At 34.4% G+C, this 21,073-nt stretch carries 24 protein-coding genes; 6 read left to right on the top strand and 18 right to left on the bottom strand.

What is annotated here, in order from left to right:
* Positions 1-8 precede the first annotated feature (8 nt).
* Positions 9-470 carry a GyrI-like domain-containing protein gene (locus ACFS5O_RS13100; protein ID WP_205726484.1) on the bottom strand — a complete coding sequence of 154 codons (462 nt, stop codon included), beginning with the start codon at positions 468-470 and terminating at the stop codon, positions 9-11.
* 129 nt (positions 471-599) lie between these two features.
* Between ACFS5O_RS13100 and ACFS5O_RS13095 the strand changes: the two genes are divergently transcribed.
* Complete coding sequence (locus tag ACFS5O_RS13095) at positions 600-1,163, top strand: DUF6434 domain-containing protein (protein ID WP_205726485.1); 564 nt, start codon at positions 600-602, stop codon at positions 1,161-1,163.
* Positions 1,164-1,199: 36 nt separating this feature from the next.
* Positions 1,200-1,754, top strand: coding sequence for a putative glycolipid-binding domain-containing protein (locus ACFS5O_RS13090; RefSeq protein ID WP_205726486.1), 555 nt, complete (start codon positions 1,200-1,202; stop codon positions 1,752-1,754).
* A 109-nt stretch (positions 1,755-1,863) separates the two neighbouring features.
* On the opposite strand, the gene ACFS5O_RS13085 is transcribed toward ACFS5O_RS13090, so the two are convergent.
* Positions 1,864-2,733 (bottom strand): GNAT family N-acetyltransferase, encoded by an 870-nt coding sequence (locus ACFS5O_RS13085; protein WP_205726487.1) that lies wholly within the window; start codon positions 2,731-2,733, stop codon positions 1,864-1,866.
* A 134-nt stretch (positions 2,734-2,867) separates the two neighbouring features.
* A complete protein-coding gene (locus tag ACFS5O_RS13080) occupies positions 2,868-3,233 on the bottom strand; it encodes a hypothetical protein (RefSeq protein ID WP_205726488.1) in 366 nt (121 codons plus the stop codon).
* 115 nt (positions 3,234-3,348) lie between these two features.
* Between ACFS5O_RS13080 and ACFS5O_RS13075 the strand changes: the two genes are divergently transcribed.
* Entirely contained in the window at positions 3,349-4,152 is an 804-nt protein-coding gene (locus tag ACFS5O_RS13075) for a helix-turn-helix domain-containing protein (protein WP_205726489.1), read from the top strand.
* Between the two features lie 121 nt (positions 4,153-4,273).
* On the opposite strand, the gene ACFS5O_RS13070 is transcribed toward ACFS5O_RS13075, so the two are convergent.
* The 10 genes from ACFS5O_RS13070 to ACFS5O_RS13025 all read right to left on the bottom strand — a co-directional run bounded on the left by ACFS5O_RS13070 (position 4,274) and on the right by ACFS5O_RS13025 (position 13,140).
* The gene (locus tag ACFS5O_RS13070) at positions 4,274-4,423 is read right to left on the bottom strand and encodes a hypothetical protein (protein ID WP_205726490.1); all 150 of its coding nucleotides are present in this window, start codon (positions 4,421-4,423) and stop codon (positions 4,274-4,276) included.
* Between the two features lie 163 nt (positions 4,424-4,586).
* Positions 4,587-4,964, bottom strand: a complete 378-nt coding sequence (locus ACFS5O_RS13065; protein WP_205726491.1) for a YciI family protein — start codon at positions 4,962-4,964, stop codon at positions 4,587-4,589.
* Between the two features lie 183 nt (positions 4,965-5,147).
* Positions 5,148-5,864 carry an HAD family hydrolase gene (locus ACFS5O_RS13060; protein ID WP_205726492.1) on the bottom strand — a complete coding sequence of 239 codons (717 nt, stop codon included), beginning with the start codon at positions 5,862-5,864 and terminating at the stop codon, positions 5,148-5,150.
* 91 nt (positions 5,865-5,955) lie between these two features.
* A complete protein-coding gene (locus ACFS5O_RS13055; protein WP_205726493.1) occupies positions 5,956-7,302 on the bottom strand; it encodes a S8 family serine peptidase in 1,347 nt (448 codons plus the stop codon).
* 310 nt (positions 7,303-7,612) lie between these two features.
* Positions 7,613-8,434 (bottom strand): GNAT family N-acetyltransferase, encoded by an 822-nt coding sequence (locus tag ACFS5O_RS13050; protein ID WP_205726494.1) that lies wholly within the window; start codon positions 8,432-8,434, stop codon positions 7,613-7,615.
* On the bottom strand, positions 8,382-8,672 hold the full coding sequence (locus ACFS5O_RS13045; RefSeq protein WP_205726495.1) for a GrpB family protein: 291 nt from the start codon (positions 8,670-8,672) through the stop codon (positions 8,382-8,384). The genes ACFS5O_RS13050 and ACFS5O_RS13045 overlap by 53 nt, the downstream gene beginning before the upstream one ends.
* A gap of 69 nt (positions 8,673-8,741) precedes the next feature.
* The gene (locus ACFS5O_RS13040) at positions 8,742-8,957 is read right to left on the bottom strand and encodes a hypothetical protein (RefSeq protein ID WP_205726496.1); all 216 of its coding nucleotides are present in this window, start codon (positions 8,955-8,957) and stop codon (positions 8,742-8,744) included.
* A 121-nt stretch (positions 8,958-9,078) separates the two neighbouring features.
* Positions 9,079-10,617: a serine hydrolase gene (locus ACFS5O_RS13035; protein WP_205726497.1), complete on the bottom strand. Its 1,539-nt coding sequence runs from the start codon at positions 10,615-10,617 to the stop codon at positions 9,079-9,081.
* A 565-nt stretch (positions 10,618-11,182) separates the two neighbouring features.
* Complete coding sequence (locus ACFS5O_RS13030; protein ID WP_205726498.1) at positions 11,183-11,827, bottom strand: NUDIX hydrolase; 645 nt, start codon at positions 11,825-11,827, stop codon at positions 11,183-11,185.
* Positions 11,828-12,561: 734 nt separating this feature from the next.
* Complete coding sequence (locus ACFS5O_RS13025) at positions 12,562-13,140, bottom strand: LysE family translocator (RefSeq protein ID WP_205726499.1); 579 nt, start codon at positions 13,138-13,140, stop codon at positions 12,562-12,564.
* Positions 13,141-13,273: 133 nt separating this feature from the next.
* Here ACFS5O_RS13025 and ACFS5O_RS13020 point away from each other — a divergent pair, with 133 nt between their 5' ends.
* Positions 13,274-14,182 carry a LysR family transcriptional regulator gene (locus tag ACFS5O_RS13020; RefSeq protein WP_205726500.1) on the top strand — a complete coding sequence of 303 codons (909 nt, stop codon included), beginning with the start codon at positions 13,274-13,276 and terminating at the stop codon, positions 14,180-14,182.
* A 294-nt stretch (positions 14,183-14,476) separates the two neighbouring features.
* Here ACFS5O_RS13020 and ACFS5O_RS13015 read toward each other — a convergent pair whose 3' ends face one another.
* Positions 14,477-15,265 (bottom strand): polysaccharide deacetylase family protein, encoded by a 789-nt coding sequence (locus tag ACFS5O_RS13015; RefSeq protein WP_205726501.1) that lies wholly within the window; start codon positions 15,263-15,265, stop codon positions 14,477-14,479.
* Between the two features lie 166 nt (positions 15,266-15,431).
* Here ACFS5O_RS13015 and ACFS5O_RS13010 point away from each other — a divergent pair, with 166 nt between their 5' ends.
* Both ACFS5O_RS13010 and ACFS5O_RS13005 read left to right on the top strand, forming a co-directional pair.
* Positions 15,432-15,935, top strand: a complete 504-nt coding sequence (locus ACFS5O_RS13010; RefSeq protein WP_205726502.1) for a YhcN/YlaJ family sporulation lipoprotein — start codon at positions 15,432-15,434, stop codon at positions 15,933-15,935.
* Between the two features lie 45 nt (positions 15,936-15,980).
* On the top strand, positions 15,981-16,688 hold the full coding sequence (locus ACFS5O_RS13005) for a DUF421 domain-containing protein (protein ID WP_205726503.1): 708 nt from the start codon (positions 15,981-15,983) through the stop codon (positions 16,686-16,688).
* 428 nt (positions 16,689-17,116) lie between these two features.
* On the opposite strand, the gene ACFS5O_RS13000 is transcribed toward ACFS5O_RS13005, so the two are convergent.
* The 4 genes from ACFS5O_RS13000 to ACFS5O_RS12985 form a co-directional block, all read right to left on the bottom strand.
* Positions 17,117-17,851, bottom strand: a complete 735-nt coding sequence (locus ACFS5O_RS13000) for a DUF4261 domain-containing protein (protein ID WP_205726504.1) — start codon at positions 17,849-17,851, stop codon at positions 17,117-17,119.
* 232 nt (positions 17,852-18,083) lie between these two features.
* Complete coding sequence (locus ACFS5O_RS12995; protein WP_205726505.1) at positions 18,084-18,599, bottom strand: hypothetical protein; 516 nt, start codon at positions 18,597-18,599, stop codon at positions 18,084-18,086.
* 802 nt (positions 18,600-19,401) lie between these two features.
* Positions 19,402-19,941: a GNAT family N-acetyltransferase gene (locus ACFS5O_RS12990; RefSeq protein ID WP_205726506.1), complete on the bottom strand. Its 540-nt coding sequence runs from the start codon at positions 19,939-19,941 to the stop codon at positions 19,402-19,404.
* Positions 19,942-20,040: 99 nt separating this feature from the next.
* On the bottom strand, positions 20,041-21,066 hold the full coding sequence (locus ACFS5O_RS12985) for an HNH endonuclease (protein ID WP_205726507.1): 1,026 nt from the start codon (positions 21,064-21,066) through the stop codon (positions 20,041-20,043).
* Between the last annotated feature and the right edge of the window lie 7 nt (positions 21,067-21,073).

Below are 21,073 nucleotides of genomic sequence, written 5' to 3'. Positions count from 1 at the left end.
ATGTCACTTTATTCAACAGGTATCCAGATTTCCATCTCATATTCATTACTCTCTTCTTTACCAAATAAATCTGTTCTAACACTTTCGATCTCAGGCATGCCCGCTTTTATTCTATACCCTTTCCTATCAAATTCTCTCCATATCTTACCATAGGTAGCAGGTATTTGGTCGGTATTTCCTCTATGCGTAAACACCACATACTTCTGTTCCGGAAACGTATGGAGAACCATATCTTCTTCTATCTTATTAAAGTCGACTGAATCCAACTCGATACCACAAATATAGAAATAATGATCACTTCTTGGCGGTAGACAAACGCCTACGATTTTGTCTACCCCCTCTTCACCAATAAACGAAGCAGCCCGGTCCCACAAACTAGGGATTGGATAGACCCAATCCCCTTCCCATTTTCCTGCTGCACCATATCCAATTAATACGAATGATTTCTTTACCACTTCTTGATATTCCATATTTGATCCCACCTTTTTTATGTATTTTTATCTTAGCGAGATGTGGTTTTAAAAACTTAACATTTCTTGCTAACTTCTGGAAATTAAAGAACGAACGTTCTATAATTATGATAAAAGGAGGCTAACCGTTTGAGACCGGACCTAACAAAACAGATTAGTATTAAGAGTTTTAAAGAATATTATTGGTTGAAAGAAGAACTTCAGACGTTCTGTAGGACTGAAGGATTAAGTACTGCAGGACCAAAGGTTGAGATCAGTAATAGAGTAGAGACGTACCTGGAAACAGGAGAAATCTTACAACCAACAAGGAAAACAAAAGTTAAAAACGAGTCGTGTATAGAACTCAGCTTGGATACCGTTATAACTGCTAATCATCGGTGCAGTCAAGAAGTTAGAAGTTTTTTTAAAACCATCATCCCAAACTTCCATTTTTCTACGTATATTCAAAACTTTTTTAAAGCGAATGTTGGCAGGACATATCGTGATGTAGAGAAGGCTTGGCATGATGAAGAAGTACGAAGAAAAGACCCTACATATAAAAAAGAAATCGGATCTCAATTTGAATACAACCGGTTCACACGTGATTTTTTCGCTGATCCATGCAATAAAGGAAAAACGCGAGAAGATGCGATTCACGCTTGGAATACCATTAAAAGTCTTCCAGGGAGTAACACGTATACACCTACTACGTAAAAACTCTTATTCTAGCCACTAACGGAGGCAATCCATATGTCTAAACAAGTTATGTTCTGGGAAAAGCAAGAAACTTCAGGAACCGAATATCTCGAATTAACGTATGTCGATCATACTCTCCGAGCAGAAAGCACGGTTCTTTTTATAGAGGAAGGTGTTCCACAAAAAGTTACTTACCGTGTCAAGTTTGATCCAAATTGGGTGGTTAAGGATCTATACATCAAGAACCACACTCTCGATAAAACTTTATCCCTTTCTTCCAAAGAAGGTGGATGTTGGTTTGATAACAATGGTGTGGAGATTCATAGTTTAAGAGGTGCGATTGATATTGATATCTCTTGTACCCCTTTTACAAATTCCTTGCCCATTAATCGTTTGACATGGAGATCAGGTAAACCTGAAGTATTACAGATGGTATATGTATCCGCAAATGATCTATCTTTCAAAAAGGTCAAACAAGTGTATACCCTAATCCATGACGAGGAGACTCGGACGTTTCACTATAGTAGTCGTAGCTTTGAGTCTCCCATTATCGTCGATAAGAATGGTTTTGTTATAGAATACCCTGAACTCTTTAAGCGAAAATCATAGCATTTATCGTCTTTTTCGTTTTACACATTTTTATGCTTTTTATCTTTTTTTCTATTATTAAATAAATAGCATTGCGAATTTTTATACGAATTATCAAGGATATACTGGTTCATCCAAAAACTTGAGCAGCAATCCCATACAATTCTTGATTTCTACTAGGCATTTTGGCTGAATTCTTCAACATGATAGGAGGCTCATTCACTTTTTCAAACCCACATTGATTTAAGAGTGTCATAAAATTAGGATGACTTGACGGTACATCAATTCTAAGATTCCCTTTGTGATTAAAAGCTAACGCCTTTACTAAAGTAGCGGCTATTTTATGATCGGGTGCAACAATCGGCCCTATTATGAGATTCATTAAACCTTGTATTGACAGGCCAAAACCCACAATATCGTTATACTGATTTTTTATAACCATACATTGTTTTGATTGTTTAATCCGGTTGCGCAGAAATGTACTTCTTTGATCACCAAAAGAAGCTGCGTCTAGTTCCCTCACCTTTTGAAAATCATCAGTTTGAAAATGTTCTAACGCAAATTCAGCAGTACGATCAAATGGGTTATGTTTAAAATTCTCACATAAAAACTTATGTACTACATCTACCGTTCTAAAGCCTAACTTCTCATACAAGGGTTTTCCTTCTTTTGTTGAAATCAGCATAATAGATGTGTTTTTTGAAACACGATCCATACAAGTTTTAGTAACTTGTTTACCTAACCCGAGACCTCTATATTCTGGATGTACGATCACCATTCCTATTGATGCTAGGTTCGTATCATAGGGTATGATGGCTGCACTTGAAACGATTTTTCCTTTAGGGTTTTTATGGCCATAGATATTGCCTGATAACAGGATCGTATTGATTTCTCCTTCATCGTAGTCCCATCCAACTGATGAAGAGAGCTCAATTAATCCTGAGACGTCATTATGATCAAACCGCTCTACTTTTAATGCGGCAGCGTCTTTAGTAATCATGGAATATCCCCCTTAGGTATATGTACTTTTATTATAAATCATCATTGTTAATAGAACTAATAAACTGAATAATACTATTGTGAAGTACATAACGAACAAACAGAGCAAGTTGTAACATGCTCTGTTTGTTCAACCTATTCTTCGCTCTCTAACTGATAATCCATCTTCACATCCCGGTAGGATAATAAAGTGTATTGAGTTTGATAGATAAACTTATCTGTATTCGTACTGTGTGTGAGAGGATGATAACGTACCGTCCATCCCTTCAGATGTGAATCTTCAGATAACGGTTCACTACGAAGTGCGTCCAGTTCACGCTGTTCATTCACCTCAAATACCGCGAAGCCACCTAATGGCTTGGTTGCAAAATGTTCGTGGTAGATGATCTTACCTAACTTCTTATTACTAATCCAATTGTTTAAGGATGTATTGGCTTCGATCGCTCTTGTTCCTCTTGGCGCAAATCCATATACTAAGTAACACCTTGATTTAAAACTCATAAAAATCCCTCCTCTATCCTTTATTATGAATAGAAGTAGAACCACATTCATTGCATTTTGTGCTCTTTCTTACCGCAACTTTTGATAGTATAGAGAAAGGAAGGAAGTGGAGTCGTTGGGGTTTCATCTTAAGCTCGATCATATCAAGATTCTATACATAGAGGGCACACATTGGGGAGATAAGCCCCATTCTCATGATGATGTGTACCAGATCTCCGTGCCGCTTACAGGACAGATGATTACAGACCTTAATCAACAAACGTTAACTTTACATGAAGGCGAAGCACTGATAACGAATCCTTTGTCTCGTCATGCTCATCAGTTCGATCGTCCTTCTTCGATGTTCTTGATTGGATTAGAACGTGAGTCTTTAAACGCATGGCATAACGAAAATTTAAACGAAGAGATCTCATTTTCTGAGCAACAGACAATCTCTTCAGTAGCAATAAAAAAGCAGGTGAAACACTGGTTCGACCGTTACCTCTTTCATAGCCATGAAGATTCCGTAGTGAAGGACATTGAAAACGAGGCTTTTCAGTTTTTTACATCGATATTTAGAGGAAGTCATTCGGCTGAATATAAACATCATTTACCCACTATTTCTCATCATTCAATCTTACATGTACTGGAGTATATACATACGAACTATCATGAATCCATTTCTGTAGATACACTTGCAGCGATCGTGAAGCAAAGTAAGTATCACTTTATAAGGAGTTTCAAAAGCTATACCAATTTTTCTCCTCACCAATATGTGATACGCACAAGGATCGAGAGAGCTAAAGAACTACTTACCAACACCAATCGCTCTCTTTGGGACATCACTTATGAAGTGGGGTTTAACAATCCTAGTCAGTTTCATCGGAATTTTGTGGCTGTGGTAGGTTGTACACCGCTTCAGTATAAAATGAATCTGTAAACAGTCGTATATTACTTGGCTGTTTGCATCTTATTTTATTTTTCACACTGTATATCAAACATGGGTTTTCAGTCGAAAAAAAAAACATAGGAAGCATTTCATCTTCCTATGTTTTTATCCATTATTTATCTGTTTGTTTTTGCTTCTTTTTCAAAAACTCCGCGCGTAGTTTTTCAAGATGCTCCTTTTTATCAAATCGGGCAGGCGTCTGTTTTTCGTGAAACTTTGATACAGCTACCTTGCTTTTGTTATCTAATTGATATTTTCCCACTATGTTCACCTACTTTTGTTATCTAACGAAATTCTTTTCAACCTATATACTATACCTTAGTTAGCTAAAATAAACTTTATTAATATTTGTTGCACGCTTCCTATCTCAACTACCAAAATTCCTTCCTCATCTAAAATAGCTTAACTTCATGTAGAATACAACCTCATTTGAATTCGTTCTTCAAGTAATGCACAGGACGAACTTCTATGCGCCAACCAAACTCTTCGCCTCTGTTAACTTGTGTAGTTGGATGTAAAGAAGCAAGTTTGATCGCCTCATCCATGTTTTCTGCTTCAAACATAAAAATGCTTCCTATCAGTTCTTTTGTTTCTGTAAATGGCCCATCTGTTACCATTACCCTACCGTCAGCACGGTGTAAGCTTTTGCTTTCTGTCTCAAGACCTGCATCAAGCAAAACCTCACCGCTATTATAAAAATTCTCAATGTGCGGCTGACATTCACTCATAATGGCTTCAATCTCCACTTTTGGGCGAGCATCCATTTTTTCTGGGTTATAATAACCCATACATAAAAATATCATCGTCATCTCTCCTCGATTACTCAAATTTTTTGAATACACTCATACGACGATTCAGAATCTGTATAATCGACGAAATGTAAATATTTTTTTCTGTAAATCTTTAATCTTTTTTCATAGGACCTAAGATCTCAAATTCTTTGCTTAATAATTCAATAAATATTTAATTGTTGCCCTTATCTCCGTTTAAACTGATTTACCTAACAAAACATTTCGAATTTCCGTGAAGTCCGATACGATCGCAAATGGCTTATGTGCGGTTGGAGGCAATACATTATTACCATTTACCCATATGGCTTCCATACCGACTTCCATCGGAGCGATTACGTCATGTGTCCATGAATCCCCAATAAATAAAGTCTCACTCGGTTCTCTATCAAAATATTCCAGCGCTTTGTAATAGATTCGAGGGTTTGGCTTTCTATAACCTAATTGCTCTGCGTGAAAAACGTTGTTGTCACTAAATATTTTTCCTAATCCCATATTGTTCAACTTTTGTTTTGGATCATATAGACCATTTGTTACAATACCTAGCTCAAAATTTCTACTCAAATCAATTACTAAACTCGTTATTGCATCGTCAACAGTTATAAAATCCATGCTCGTTCTGTAAAAAAGATTGTCCAAACTATCTAATGCTTCCATATCCATTGATAAGTTAACATGCTTCAGTACATATTCCCATCTTGCTCGCTTAAATGCTGACGGACTGTACTCATTAGAGATCAACTTTTCTATTAAATATCTTGGTGGTTGTTTAAATAATTCTAAGAGCGCCGACCCATTTAAATGTTTTGTAAGTGGATGATTCGCTATGAAATGAGTGAATCCATCATCAAACCATGAAGCATTTTTTAACAAAGTGTCATCTAAATCAAGTAACAACAAACTGAACGTTTTCATCTTTACCTCAATTCACAGACTCGTTATTTTTTCCTCAACAAAAAGAAAAACGGAACTATCGGGATAGCTCCATTTTTCATAAATCTATTTTTTATTTCAACGCATTAACCGCATTAATCAAACCAAATCCTGCTTCACCATCATAACCACGTTTAAAAATATCGTCAGAAGAAGATTGGATAATGTGTTTGACTTGTGATGGCGAAAGGTTATCTTTACCGTGTTGTGCAATAATAACTCCTGCAAGAGCTGCAGTTTTTGGAGCTGCCATTGATGTACCCGCTTTATAACCATATCCACCAGGAACAGTAGCTAAGCAGAGATACGTATTGTCTCGACCCGTCCCAGTTGTTGGGTCATAGTTTGGACCAAGGTCACCACCTGGCGCTATTACATCAATCTTCCCTACTCCATAGTTAGAGTAGAATGCTAGATTCTTCAGTTGTCCACCAGCAGAAACTCTTATCATTGATTGGCTGCTAGGACTACGGTGAGTTGCACCATTATCATCTCCTGATAATTTTCCTGGAGAGCTAATATCTAGTGCATTGTTTCCAGCAGATCCTACTACTGTTACACCTTTGTTGATTGCATATTGAATGGCCCGGTTAAACAAACGAACATCCGCTACCGTATCTTTTGTTGCATAATCAGGATTTTGGAACCAATCATAGCCGCCAAGAGACATGTTTACAACATCCACATTGTCGTCTGCTGCTGTCATTAATGCTTCCGCGATATGAGACGTTTCCGCTCCGCCTGTAGGACCGAATACGCGGTAAGCTGCTACCTTCAAATCTGGACCTACACCCATCGTACGACCTTTAGCTGCAATTGATCCTGCAACGTGTGTACCGTGAGAGTTCTGGTCCATCGCATCAGGATATCCTGGTACAAATGATTTGCCGTAAGCGTAGTTATCTTTTAAATCAGGATGTGTATAATCGATACCTGTATCAATAACTCCCACTACGATGTCATTTCCGTCGACTGACTTTCCAGTGCCTCCAGTGAGGTTCCAAGACGCTCCGTTATTTGTTACTTGCTTAATGTCCCATTGTAAACTATTGTACAAATCAGCAGAAGGACCTGCATTGGTTACGAGTGCCTCAGCTTCGATTGCAGCTGTATCAGGCTGCACAATGTTTTGGATTCCTGCATCTAGAACGGTGCTCGATTTTTTAATTTGAGATAGGAAGTTTGGATTAGTAGAAACGACCTCAACCGCACCTAACTTGTCCAGTTTTGCTTCAATTTGACCACCAGCTTTTGAAATTTCAATACCGAAATCTGTTGGCAACTTTGCTTGGTCCTTGAAAATAACGATGTATTTATTTTCTTTACCAACTTCCGCCTTAGCAGAAAGCGGGCTACCACTTAATACGACAGATGCTCCAAGTGTTAGGGCAAGAGCACTCGCCATAATTTTACTTTTCATGAAGATCATTCCTCTCATCTATTCTATATTTGATTATAGTTACTTTAAATAGAATTTCAATTAATTTTCAGAATATTTTTTATATTATGTTAATAATGATTCTTAATACCTGCTACGAAAGTCTTGATTTAGTAAATAAAGTAAATTATTCTTTAACCTTATCAATTTTATCTATTATTGATTTTTTAGCATAATAAAAACAACCTTCTCTCGGGCGAAGGTTGTTTGTTAGTAAAAGTACATGAGGATATGTTATTCGCAATTTTTCAGGGAAAAAGTCACGGTACGCTTACCTATTTTAACTATGTATTTAAAGTAGATATGTGTAATAATCCTGTGAATGTACTACTTTAAATCCTACTGCTTTATACAATCCAAGCGCTTGGTCATTTTTGGTTTCAACCTCAAGATGTACCGAAAATCCAGCTGAACTTTGCTCTTTAATAACTTGACGCAACACTTTCCTACCAATGCCTTTACCTTGATGCTCTGGCAAGATGGAAAAGCCATAAATCCACGCTTCCCCTTCCTTTCGTGAAACACGAATTTCCCCTACTGTTTCTTCGTTCACATCAATCATTAACATATCCGTTGGTCTTTCTTTATGAAACGAACGTTCCATAGAAGTAGCATCTTCTCGTGTCATTCCGAATGCCTCAATAGATATACGAATAGACATGTCTAAATCATCTACTTTTGCTTGTCGAAGTGTTATACCTTCTACTGGTTCGACTAAACTTTTTTTCCAAACCATTTGCTGCTCTGAAAATGAATAATTAGCTCCTATCTTAAACAAAAACTCTTTTGCTCCACTTGATGCAGCTGGAGTATTTAACAAGATTTTTTTGTATTGGCATTGCTTTGCTACTACCATTCCTTCTTGAAACAAACGTTGAAAATGCCCCTTACGTCGTTCAGTTGGTTTCACCATGCCACAAACTTCCACTGTAGAACCAAAAGGATACAAGCCTAAAAACGCTATGAGTTTATTATTTTCATAGTAAAGTAGGTCTAGTTGATCAGATTCACGATTCTCTAGCATACTCCAGTTCAGTTTAAGTTGAATATCGTCATGAACCTCACACTCTATTTGTAATTTTTTTATATCTTGAAGTTGTTGTTTTGTTAACATAGTGTTCTCCTTTATTACAGGTTAATTCCATGTCTAATATCGGTTTTGCTGCTAATCCCTTAACCGCTGTACTTCCTATGTGTTCAATCCCTAATACTATGTCATTTAAAGAATGCAGAATTACTTGTTTTATTGCCATAAATTCATTTTGCCATCTATCATCATATTGTTGAAGCTCAATACCCAACTTCAAAAGAAAAAGCACTTTGAAAAAGTACTTTAAAAACTTCACAATCATACTTAGCACTCATAAAAATCTTCCTAAAAAATAGCCCCCAATAACGGAAGACTTGAATTCGTCATACCCTCAATTTGTATATTTTGAACTTTTCTTATTAAAGAAATTTGATGTAATTACCATTAATAATCCTATTACTATCATAGGGATTGATGCAGACTCTAATAAATTTGGCATATCATCAATATCAATAATAATCTCACTAAATGCAAATCCAACAGCAAAAATCCATAAACCTAAGTAAGCAAGCAATTTTCCTGCTGTGGTTTTCCCCTTTGAAAGCATCCACTTTCTCCTCTCTCAGCCACTGCTATTTTAAAATTAAAAAAGGGACCTTCTTCAACCATCCTGCTACGTTTGTTCAATAATTAATGAGGAAGAGGGTAATGTAGGCTACATTGAAGTACTAACCATTAGAATTGAGATTATATTTACCAGAGCTTTCCCAAATTAATGCGGTATGTTTTTTGGTGAGAATAAGCAATACCCCATATACATAGAAAATAATGCTTGTGGCTATAAAACCATAAAATAATACTGTTATAGAAACTGGTCCCCATATCTGTATGAATGTCCACGTAAATCCTAATAAGATTTTTGGAATTAAAATTACTAAAATCAAAATTGCAGAGACTATCAACGTATGTATGGTTAACATCAAGATCCTCTTACCTTTTAATGCTCTTCTCTCTCGTTGTTTTCTAACCAACTGTCTTATTGTTCGTAGTAATAATAGGATAAAAATAACATCAAGAACAGTGATTAAACTAAGGAGAACGGTCGCTATTTTGTCCAGCTTTTGATAACTGTCAGTTTGGTTGGTTGAAACACTTTTACCTTCCCATATATCCATAACGCTTTTTCCTATCGATGTCGTAAAACTTGAATTCATGTTAGAAAGGATTGCTACACCTAATTCTTTATCTGGCTGCATAATGATAAACGATGAATATGTTGGGTTCTGCCCCTCATGCTGAATATATTGTTTTGCTTCCTTTTTTACTACTTCCCATCCGCTAGCATAGTAAGAATTCTTATCAAAAGCAGCCACCGATCGATCAGGATGGTGCGATTCTTTAATCAGTTGCTGATTAAACTCGTTAATCGAATTATATCCTAACTGTAAATTCATCCATTTCGCAATGTCAGTAGTGTTGCTGATGATATATCCAGCAGGTATGTTCCCACGATAAATAGGTGGTGTGTATTTCTGCTCTTTCAAAAATCCTATCTTGTAGCCTTGTGCGACCATAGATGACTGAAGTTGGTGGTGACCAACGAAAGAATCTTTCATCCCAATAGGTTTTAGTACCTGATTTTGTATGTAAAGATCATAGGGTTGTTTCGTTACATTTTCAATAACGAGTCCTAGAACATCGTAATTAATTGTTGCATATTCAAAAGTGCTTCCTGGCTTTCGATTCAATTCTTGATTCAATAATGTCTTTACGTTCAACTCTAGTGCGTTTGAATCAGTACTTTCAGGAATTTGCGCTATAGAGTTCGAGGCGATTCCGCTTGAATGATAGAGTAACTGATTCAGCGTAATGGTTTGAAGTTCTCCCTGATATTTAAGCTTCAACCATGGAATATACTTTTGAACACTATCAGAACGTTTTAACTTTCCTTCCTTCTCCAAACGAAGAATGGCCAAACCGGTAAATGCCTTAGTAGTTGATCCAATCTCAAATAATGTACTGGACGTAACAGGTGTTTTCTCTTTAACGTTTTTGTAGCCGAAATTCCTTTGATAAACTGTTTCACCCTTTTCCACGATAACTAGTGATATACCAGGGATTTTACTAATATGTCTTTGTTGTTCAACCAGCTTTTCGATTTTCTCCGTTTTTTCACTTGATTTAGCACTAACTAAAGGAGCCGCGAGCCCCGTCAATCCTAGAATCAATGTAACTAAAAAGCTGATTATTCTTACTAATTGTTTCATAACTTTTCTCCTTGATGGTATTTCCTTATGAATAATAGAAGCATAAACCACCCTATATTTTACAGTTAAACCCAATTATTTAATACTAAATTCGATCTATTTTTTCCATAAATTAGTTTATAGTGTTATACCTCATAATTTTCCATAAAAAAGCACTGTTAATATCATTTCGAATAACAGTGCTACTAAATTAAAGCTTATCAAGTTTTTTGTTATTTACATGTGAAAGGAAGCTATTTTGCAGTCGTATTCCGGAAGATATGCACCCATTTGTGGAGTCATTGTTCACTCTCTGAAAAAGAATATATTATGGCATAGAACTTGTTATATAGAATGTTGCGGCTGTTAATGCGCCTAATAATAACATTATGTAATTTGATAACCTTACAAAATTCTTAAGGTTATCAAAATTACTTAACTTTTTATAAATAACAAAACCTAAAAGTATACTTAATATCCAAAACGTTATACCCAAGAATGAAAACAAATATTGTGAATTCATAATCCAAAGAATTAATATTAAAAAATATAATAATAAAATTAGCATACCAAGCATTCTAATTTTTTACTCCTGCAATGTTGTATTTTCATTATTTAGTATTGATTGTATGGACTTTATTACACTCTCATAATAGGGTGCTGGATGTTTAACAAATTTGTCTTTACTAGCTGTTTGATTGATTATGTTTTTCGATCCTTCATCAATTTCAAAGCCACTAATTCTAATTTCTTTTTTGTCTCCCAGCCATAGATCATGAAAGTCATCGAACTTTATTCTGACTATACCTGACACCTCTTCTTGTTGAAGGATATAGTCGTCCAACGTGTAATTACTCTTGTATAAAAACACATGTGCAAACTCATTATCTATATATTCTTCTTTGACTGTACAATAGTTTATAACACCTAGAGGCAACAACTCGTCAAAAGTAACATCAACCCCTATTTCTTCTTTAATTTCTCTTATTCCATCACTTATTGTTTCGTGTGATAATAGATGACCAGCAGCTGTAATATCCAAAAGGTACGGGTTTTCTTTTTTGGTTTTGCTTCTTAATTGAAGATCTATGTAATTTATATCATTCATTTTACTTATAAACCAGCAATGGAATGCCTCATGCCAATAACCATTCTTATGAACTTCAACACGTGAAGCAACTCCTAATCTTTTTCCATCCTTACTAAATATTTTTAGATTTTCGCTGTCCATGACAACTCTCCCAATGTTATTTTTTTCTAATTATAACAAATGATTGATTATTCTTGATGAAGTATTTTTAAACACTTAAGCAACAATCTGACCAATTCACAAAGAAAAGGAACATTTCAAATTACAAAAACGCAGCCGATTGTGGAGCAAAGTATAGTTGTATCTAAGCTGTGGAATAACACACCAAGTCTCTTCCAGTGATGAGCCACTTTGCGTTACATTGTTGTTTGCATCTAATACAGGGGACTTTATAAACATCGTCCATATCAAAATAATACCTATTTCCAGTGGAAGTAGTGAATATATTAGTTCATGAAAATTTGCTTCTCCATGGTATCCTTTTTAAAAGTTGTCGTTATAAAGATTTTTCATCCCCAACCTATTTCTGTTTTCGTCAAAGGAAGCCACCATAATTAAGTTAAATACAAAAAGGGAGACTCGTCCTAAAATAAGGACGAGTCTCCCCTGGTTTGCCACCTTTATTCATTTACAAAGTATACCCACTTATTCGTACGGAAACATAAAACTGTTTCGATACCTAGTCTCTTTTAACGGTAAGACTTTCTGACAAACTAGCGTTTGTTTTAGTTCTAGTGGCTCATTCCATACTGGTTTTCACCACCCACCAGCTTTCTGAAGTGTTCATATATCCTACTCTTTTTTCTTCAGCGTTCTATAATAAACCTAAGTCAGAATAAACAGCCACCATAACCGGTTATATATTCCCTCTTTCTTTAAATGAATATAGATATTGCAGAATAAACCAGTAATAAACTCATAATTGCTCTAAATGACTTGTCATGATTAGCAAAAAATATCTTAAAGACTGAGCCAAAACCTGACCACAAAAGTAATGCCAACCATCCCAAAAAAATTGCCAAAGCTAAATAAAGAATGATCGAGTTAATACCTTGATTATACGGTAAAATAAATGCACTCATTACTGTAATAAAGAACAAAATGCTTTTGACATTTATGATTTGAAAAATAAATCCAGATAAAAAAGAAGATCGCATTTTACTAGATTTTACATCTGAACCCTTGTGCAAAGCAACTTGCCAAGCTAAATAGAGAAGATATACTGCTCCAGCTATTTTAAAATATGGCTCAACAATAGGAATAAAATTATACAAACCTGTTGTAAATACTCCACTCATAATGCCAAGCATTGCAAACCCAGCCAAGATACCACTACTAAATTGCCAAGAACCCACAAAACCAAATCTCCGAGCTTCATTCATCATCAAGATGTTACTAGGACCTGGTGTAATGGAGGTAACAATAACATACGAAAGAAACGCTACTATACTCACATAAATCACCTGCATTTACTATTTTACTATTCGATATCCTTATTGTAAGATAATCATAACTATAAATAAAATTGAAATTTAAAAAATCATTATCATTTTTTTCGATACATCAGGCGAATTAAGGAGAATTTTTATGGAAATTAGACATCTTATAACGTTTCAAACCATTGTAGAAGCAGGAAGTTATACAAGAGCTGCTTTGAAGTTAGGTTATACTCAATCGACTATTACTTCACACATACAGGCGCTTGAACATGAAATCGGTGGGGAGCTTTTTAGTTATGTAAAAAGAAAATTAAAGCTCACTCATTTGGGAAGAGAATTAATTCCTTTAGCGGAAGATTTGCTTTCTACCCATGATCAGATTAAGAATATGCGAAGCTCCCAAGAAGTTAAGGGAGTATTAAGAGTGGCTGCACCAGAATCGTTAACTATTTCAAGATTAAGTCCAATAATAAGAGAATATTCTTTAAAATATCCTGATGTGAAATTGATATTAACTAACGGTACTTGTGGTCAAAACCAAGTTGATTTAATTAGTGGACGAGTAGATGTTGCTTTAATGGTTTACCCAGAATTAAAGCTTGAAAAATGCACTCATTATGTTTTATCTGAGGAGAAGATCGTCTTAGTAAGTAGTAATGATGGTCCCGATCATTTTGATGAGAATAAAATTGATACCACCAATCAATTTTTCATAACAAATGAAGAGGGCTGTAGTTATAGGACAATGTTTGAAAAGCATCTCATAAAACATGGTATTCATCACTTTCAAACGATGGAGTTGTGGAGTATAGAAGCCATTAAACAGACTGTCATGAGCGGAATTGGATTTTCAGTTTTACCATATATTACAGTAAAAGAAGAAGTAGAAAATGGAAAGCTAAAAATATTAGGTCATTCTGAAACGTTAGATCCAATCTATTCTCATTTGCTAGTAAAGAAGAAAAAATGGATGACACCATCAGTAGCAGTTTTTGTTGAACTTGTTTTAAATTCGTTTAGTGAAAATGCATATTTAAATACTAAATCCCTTAAGTAAGGAGTTTGGCTTTCTATTTGTTTTAACAAAGGTTTCTTCACAATGGATACACTAGTTTCATTAAATAACCTCCTACAGTATTACGTCATTTTTTTAACTTGATGACTTGTATATACCTAATTAAATGATTAAGTTATAGAGATAACCGTGAGTCAAATGCTCATCCTTAAACTTTACCATATTCTGTATTATGATAGTCACAAAAAACAACATTAACATATATGTCAATGTTGTTTTTTCATTTCTTACTTAAATTATGGATGGAAGCTAAAATTCAACCATATCTTATTAAAATCAATTTTTATTAATATTAAACATTGGATGTATTTTAATTTCATCTAGGAATTGATCGTATTTAGGATGGGATTTTAGTATTTCATCTACTTTGACTATTTCATATCCATTCTCTTTTAACTTTGGAAGGATGGTCTTAAGTGCTTCGACTGTTTGTTGGCGATTTCCACCAGAATCATGTAACAAGATTATATCTCCACACTTAATATGATTTAACACGTGATTTACAATATAACCAACTCCTGGATTTGTCCAATCGCGGGAATCTTGATGCCACGACCACAAGATGATTTTGTAGCCTTCTTTTTTAAGAACATTTATTGTATTGATCGTAACGGTTCCACCTGGTGGTCGGAATAGTTTAATGTAGTTCTTATGCATGTGAGGGTCTATCAGTGTTTCAGTTTTAGTTACCTCATTTAGTACTCGTTCACTGGAGATATTGTGAAAACTTGGATGATTATATGTGTGATTTGCTATCTCATGCCCTTCGGTTAGTTCTCTTTCTACAATTTCGGGATATTGTTTCATACGTTTTCCTGTTAAGAAGAAGGTAGCATGAACACCATTCTCTTTTAAAACATCTAAAATCTGAGGAGTATACAGAGGATCCGGTCCGTCATCAAAAGTAATAGCTACTTGCTTATTTTGATTAGGAACCTCCCATATAACATCGCCTCTATCTTCAATTTGAAATCGATTAATGATTTCTGCATGCGTTACATTTGAAAAAAATAAACATCCTATTAACAAAAATAAAAAAGATAAACGTATTTCTTTAGATATCATCCTATACCTCAATTTCTAATTAGTCATTCTTTTAGTATATTGAAAATCATTTATAATAAGTCAATGTTTTTAAATGTCTGCCTAGCAATGTATACCAGGATAATTTTAATTTATTCATGCATACTATATAAGCCAGTAATCATTACAAATTAAGAGGAAGTTAAGAATGAAAACGATATTAAAACTACTTGCTTATATTTTGATAATAAATTTAGTAGCATGTAGCACATCGCAAAGTAGCAGAAGCTCTAAAGAAGGTACCTTTCAAAATCTCAACTACTCAGAAAACGGCATAAGAGAGTTAGGTTATGACAAAAGCTATGATAGTGGACTTTCTTCAATAATAAAAACAAGAGTTAATCATATAAAACATATCCATGAATCAACAGTTGTTTTAGCTAATAATTTAATTCTAATAGGAATCAAACCAGACAAAAAAGCCCAAAAAAAAGTGCTTTATAAAAGAATAAATAGTGAGGTTAGAAAAATATCATCTGAGAAAAATATTCAAGTGATAACAGATAAAAAAATTTTTAATCGTATTCAATCTATTGATAGCTATCTTAAAGCTGGTAGACCTTACTCCAAAGTCAAGACTGATGTAGATGATTTATTAATTGATATCGAGATAAAAGCTCATGATTTAAGCGGCATTTTTCATTACTCATAATTTAAACATTAAAATAGAAAAAAATATTATTTTGCGAGGAACAAGATGGACTTTCTAACCCATAATATACTGATTTTTGTATCTGGATTTTTGTTTTTAAAATTTACCGGAAAAAAAGCAATCTCGCAGATGCATACTTTTGACCTGCTATTTATCATCGTTATTGGTAACTCGATCAGCCAACCATTGCAGAAAAGTAATGTGTGGGTGGCCATTCTTTATACGCTGATTTTTGTTCTTCTCTACAAATTCTTTATGTATATTTCTTTAAATAACAAATTGAGATGGATTCTATATGAAAGCCCTACTGTATTGATTCGAAATGGGGATATAGATAGGAAGGGACTAAAAAAAGTCAGGCTGCCCGTCGATGAACTTCTCGCACAGCTTCGTGAGAAAGGTTATAGTGATACAAAAAATATTGCCATCGCACTCCTGGAGGATTCTGGAAAAATAAGTGTAATACCAAAAGAGAAATATCGTCCTGTACAACCAAATGACTTAAAGCTAAAGGTTCAAAAAGAATATATCCCAATTCCTGTTGTCATGGATGGTCAAATTTTAGATCATAATCTCAAATATTTAAACTTGAATCGAGACTGGCTGAACAAAAAAATCCATAATAAAAATGCAGACTTAAAAGACATCATTTTAGCAACAGTTTCCCCGTCAGGAACACTCTTTATAGACACAAACAATCCTCATAATGAAGATAAAGGATTTTATTCATATAAACCAGGAGAAGATAATTAAATTATTTCCGATTATAATTATAGAAAAAATTGCAATTTACACACAAAAAAAGAACACCAGGAATCGGAGAGAAAACTAGTGTTCTAACAGCTCTAAGTAGATAGAGCTATGTTTTCTCTTTCACCCTTTTAAAAATCCACTCAGCTTTATTTGTTATTGTATCTCATTTTAGTTTATTTTTACGAACGCCAAAAAATCAAAAGCTAATTGCTGATTGTATAGGTGGATTATGAATTGTGCTTTTGTTAATATTGTTGCTTTTTACGGGTCGTGTTAGCGGAGATCTCGTTTCTGGATGTTTAGGAGAAAACAAGACGAACCACATCACACTATGATAAGTCTTTCATGCTCGTGTATGTACTTATCACTTGCCCAATCGGTTGGTAAGATCTTTTAAAATCTTATCATTCGGCAAAAGTGTAATTTTACTAAATGGTCTTTTCTAGTGGGGACAGGTTGAACATGCCATAAGGATTAAAGAACATGTCATCTTCTTCATATCTATTATCTTCAATGTAGCGAATCATATATCGTGGAGAGTCCTCTTCCAAACTGAAAGTTTCCCCATCTTTAAAAGTTGATCGATCTACTAATTGATAAAGATTAAAATCATTTAATAAATCTGCAGCATCATCTGCCGGTATTACAGAAGGTACTGCAACGTCAGGTAATCCGAACGACTTCATTCCACACGAATAGAAAATTTCTTCATCGCCAATGAGAGTAACAAAATGAGAATATATCGGAAATACATCTTGATCGTTGAACAGTTGAAACCAAGCTTCTTTCGTATGTGCTATACCTGATGTCTCAATTTTCACAGCTAATCCCCCTGCTTTTAACAAAGCCGTTCCGACATCTATGAGTTCGTTTAAGCCATCAAGGCTGTTCTTATTTGCAAAAACATATACGATGAAGGTATGCTTATCAATTTCTTCTAAAAGAGTCTCTGCAAAGGTATTTCCACCCGCATAGATAAAAGCTTCTTTTAGATTTGAATCTTGTTCATAAACTTCTACCTCAAAACCTATGTTTTTATCACCATTATGAATAATGGAACCCGCTAATAAATATCCTTCACCCTTAGATGCTACAGCCTGTATTAATTCGGTTCTACTTTTCCATTGGCCTGGTATACCAATAACAACTTCTGCTTCATTCATTTGAACACTTCCTTTAAATTTATTTCTAATGTCTAATAACAACTATGTTTTCCAATGATACATTAAAAAGAGCACTACTCCTTACTGGAGAAATGCACCCGTTCGTAATATAAGGTTAGCCAGAATTTCTGGTTGACCTTTTTGTGGAATAACACAAAAACTGCCATATAAACTAGTTAAAAAGGTTTGATAAACAAATCAGAAAAACAAAATACCAAAAGTATCAATTCAATTATTCTTCCGTTATTAATCCATCATCAAAAGGAATATTTTGAAACACGGATTGACCAAATTTATTATAGGTAATCCTTATTGAACTGATATCACTATTCCATTCATAATCGTTTAGTTCTACTCTTAATACTAATGAAAATTCTTCGTCTGGTTTGAAACCCTTCACAGGAAGTAATGTTTTAACTATCCCTTCTTTAATTGCATCTTCCTCATGATATGTTCCACAATCAATCTTACTGATATATGGTTTAATTAAAATTTGATTATCCACTTTTGCAATCATTGTTCCATCTTTTTTTATAAATTCTACTTTTTCAAGTGAAGGATTACCAATGCCTTCCCACCTAAAACGATAACATAAATAAACAACTTTTCTTTCGTTAAGAAGTTCTTTTCCAACTGTTACGTGAGTTAACTTCTCAAATTCACCATTATTACTTACGTAATGATATGTCCAAATAATACTAATAATAAATAAAAATATGATGACCCACATTATAAGATTTTTCTTCATTTAACCTTCCCTCTGATGGTTTCAATTAGATAATTGATCAGCCTTTTTACAACTTTATTACCTAGTTCAACAATCCTGCCATTTAGTAGCAAAGAGCGATCACCCTTAACTTTCGATATAACAAGATACACAATAATTGGCATTACATTGCTCAGGGCTTAAAAGGTTTAAGTGTATATAATGCATTGGCTTAATGAACAAACGTCACGTTAATCACTTATATATTGTCAGGATGGATAGAAAAATACTTATAACGGCTGAAGTAAATAAGACGACAGAAGTTAAAAGATTTCTCCTAAATTTAATAGCATATGCACAAAAAAAGATTGCCGCAGCTAATTTGGAGCAGCTTTGGAAATAAGCATACTTAGAAAAAAATGAACTGCTAAAAATAATTGAAATAAGTAATGTTACAGAAATTAGTATTTTAAACCACAAAGGCTCTTTTAGGAATTGTTTAACCATAAATTTTATCCTCTGCATAACGGTATAACTCCCTTCAAAGCACTTTCGTTTCTAATTAAAAATATGATGTATTTTTGAAAAGTAATACATACTTCCTAATCTTAGAGTGAATTTATTTATTCCCTCATAAACATCACCCACACTTAAGAGGTGTATGTCCACCAATTAGAAATTATTTATCCTTCTTCATCAATCCTGCTCGTTTGTTCAATAAGTTCCATAATAAAGGCGTTAATCCTTCTTGGATTAACGCACCCGATTGTGGAAGATCATTATTGAAAGAAAACATCCTTTAGTTCAAAGGATACTAAAATCAAAGAGTAAGATCCGTAGCCTGTCAATGTCTTAAGGCATCATAAATCGAATAATCCACTTCACCTGAGATATTTGCCATACCATATTCACACAACTCCATAGCCATCAAATTCTCCTCAGAAGGCGGAAGATTTTTCTTGGAGGCATATATTCCGAATTCAGTTGATGTTTTAAATCCAAAGCGTTGATAGTAACGATAATCTCCTTCAACAATTATTCCCTTAAATCCCATTTTAGCAGCCAATTTAATCCCTTCCTCCAACATATACTTACCAACACCCTGACGTTGATGATTAATTGCTACTGAAACTGGTGATAACATCAATATCTCATTTTCATACTTATTACTAATTGGAAGTTTTGAAAGGATGAAGTGTCCTATAATCACACCTTCTTCCTCAACAACTAAATCAAGCTGGGGAATGTAATAGTGTTTTTCTCGGATCTCTCTTACTAAAGCTTTTTCAACTACTCCGTCCGTAAAATTGGTATTTTTGAATATCTCATATACAAAGTCTTCAATTAAACTATATTCTTCTTTATTAACTAATCTCATTTTCATTAATACACCTCCAATGTTACTAATAAAAAGCACAACTTTTGCTGCAGAATCGCACCCGTTTGTTGAACAAGAAAATGAATTATTCTTCTTTGAATACTTTTAACAAAGGCTAGTATTTAAAATACGTTCTTTTAATTGTTCAATTGTTAAATACTCTCCATTTTCTTTACGGTGAAGCATCGCATGGCAGTTTGGACAAATAGGGATTAGATCTTTTACGGGATCAACAATGTAGCCCTGCTGTATTTCGTGAAGTGGCTTAATGTGATGGACATGAATGAAATCTTTTCCTACATCACCATATGTCGTTTCAAAGTTTAAATCACATACCTGACATTGAACTCCATAATGCTCCATACATTTCTTGCGGGCAATAGGGTTACGTTCATATCCATTGACTGTTATAGTTTTACATTGTCCTTCTTCTAACGTTTCAGCATCTTCTTCCGGATAATAACCTTTAGTTAAATCTTTTTCAAAGAAGGACATGATATAATCCCGTAGTTCACCTGTAAGTTTCATTGAACCTTGAATATTGCCCTTTAAACCATGATTACGTAATTTCTCAAGAGATAACCCAGTAGTATCTGCCTCATCTATAAAGCGAATTCGAGTCCAATTCCATTTTTTAGAATCCTCAAATTTCTCTTTATCTAACCAAAACATTTTATTGTAGTAAACATCGCTACGTCGAACTGTACCCTCTATTACTTCAACTTTATAACGTACTTTACGAACATTACCCGATACATACAAAAATAATAAATCTCCATTTTCATAATTAAAAGAGCGTTTCCAATCCAATATTTCATATTGACTAAATGCACCTTCTAGGTCATATTCGCTTGGATTAGCAGGCACCAACCAAATACGACGAGCATTGTGATGATCTCTTTCTTCAAGTTCTACACGACGCTTGGATGCCATTGCAATAGGTGCAACAAATCGATATTCGTCTTCCTCTTTAGTGTATGGAATGTTATATACATAGCCACGTTCAATGGGGTCATAGCACTTAGATATTGTTGTGTTCATTTGCTCTGCTAGGAATCTAGCTGCTTCTTGAATATTTGTTGCTTCAAACAAAACCTTATCATTTTTAAAAATAGTAATAGGAGTTGCCATATATTTA

This window comes from Fictibacillus nanhaiensis, assembly GCF_042686385.1.
GTDB lineage: Bacteria > Bacillota > Bacilli > Bacillales > Fictibacillaceae > Fictibacillus > Fictibacillus nanhaiensis.
Note: the sequence above shows the minus strand (reverse complement) of the source record. Positions and strands in the feature narration are given on the sequence as shown.

Excerpts from the sequence above, each read along its gene's own strand:
- ACFS5O_RS13015 (WP_205726501.1), bottom strand. The coding sequence starts at position 15,265 with ATGATATCTAAAGAAATACGTTTATCTTTTTTATTTTTGTTAATAGGA.
- ACFS5O_RS12985 (WP_205726507.1), bottom strand. The coding sequence starts at position 21,066 with ATGGCAACTCCTATTACTATTTTTAAAAATGATAAGGTTTTGTTTGAA.
- ACFS5O_RS13040 (WP_205726496.1), bottom strand. The coding sequence starts at position 8,957 with ATGCTTTCAAAGGGGAAAACCACAGCAGGAAAATTGCTTGCTTACTTA.
- ACFS5O_RS13000 (WP_205726504.1), bottom strand. The coding sequence starts at position 17,851 with ATGAATGAAGCAGAAGTTGTTATTGGTATACCAGGCCAATGGAAAAGT.
- ACFS5O_RS13100 (WP_205726484.1), bottom strand. The coding sequence starts at position 470 with ATGGAATATCAAGAAGTGGTAAAGAAATCATTCGTATTAATTGGATAT.
- ACFS5O_RS13020 (WP_205726500.1), top strand. The coding sequence starts at position 13,274 with ATGGAAATTAGACATCTTATAACGTTTCAAACCATTGTAGAAGCAGGA.
- ACFS5O_RS13065 (WP_205726491.1), bottom strand. The coding sequence starts at position 4,964 with ATGATATTTTTATGTATGGGTTATTATAACCCAGAAAAAATGGATGCT.
- ACFS5O_RS13055 (WP_205726493.1), bottom strand. The coding sequence starts at position 7,302 with ATGAAAAGTAAAATTATGGCGAGTGCTCTTGCCCTAACACTTGGAGCA.
- ACFS5O_RS13085 (WP_205726487.1), bottom strand. The coding sequence starts at position 2,733 with ATGATTACTAAAGACGCTGCCGCATTAAAAGTAGAGCGGTTTGATCAT.
- ACFS5O_RS13090 (WP_205726486.1), top strand. The coding sequence starts at position 1,200 with ATGTCTAAACAAGTTATGTTCTGGGAAAAGCAAGAAACTTCAGGAACC.
- ACFS5O_RS13045 (WP_205726495.1), bottom strand. The coding sequence starts at position 8,672 with ATGATTGTGAAGTTTTTAAAGTACTTTTTCAAAGTGCTTTTTCTTTTG.
- ACFS5O_RS13010 (WP_205726502.1), top strand. The coding sequence starts at position 15,432 with ATGAAAACGATATTAAAACTACTTGCTTATATTTTGATAATAAATTTA.
- ACFS5O_RS13005 (WP_205726503.1), top strand. The coding sequence starts at position 15,981 with ATGGACTTTCTAACCCATAATATACTGATTTTTGTATCTGGATTTTTG.
- ACFS5O_RS13060 (WP_205726492.1), bottom strand. The coding sequence starts at position 5,864 with ATGAAAACGTTCAGTTTGTTGTTACTTGATTTAGATGACACTTTGTTA.
- ACFS5O_RS13030 (WP_205726498.1), bottom strand. The coding sequence starts at position 11,827 with ATGGACAGCGAAAATCTAAAAATATTTAGTAAGGATGGAAAAAGATTA.
- ACFS5O_RS13035 (WP_205726497.1), bottom strand. The coding sequence starts at position 10,617 with ATGAAACAATTAGTAAGAATAATCAGCTTTTTAGTTACATTGATTCTA.
- ACFS5O_RS12990 (WP_205726506.1), bottom strand. The coding sequence starts at position 19,941 with ATGAAAATGAGATTAGTTAATAAAGAAGAATATAGTTTAATTGAAGAC.
- ACFS5O_RS13050 (WP_205726494.1), bottom strand. The coding sequence starts at position 8,434 with ATGTTAACAAAACAACAACTTCAAGATATAAAAAAATTACAAATAGAG.
- ACFS5O_RS12995 (WP_205726505.1), bottom strand. The coding sequence starts at position 18,599 with ATGAAGAAAAATCTTATAATGTGGGTCATCATATTTTTATTTATTATT.
- ACFS5O_RS13080 (WP_205726488.1), bottom strand. The coding sequence starts at position 3,233 with ATGAGTTTTAAATCAAGGTGTTACTTAGTATATGGATTTGCGCCAAGA.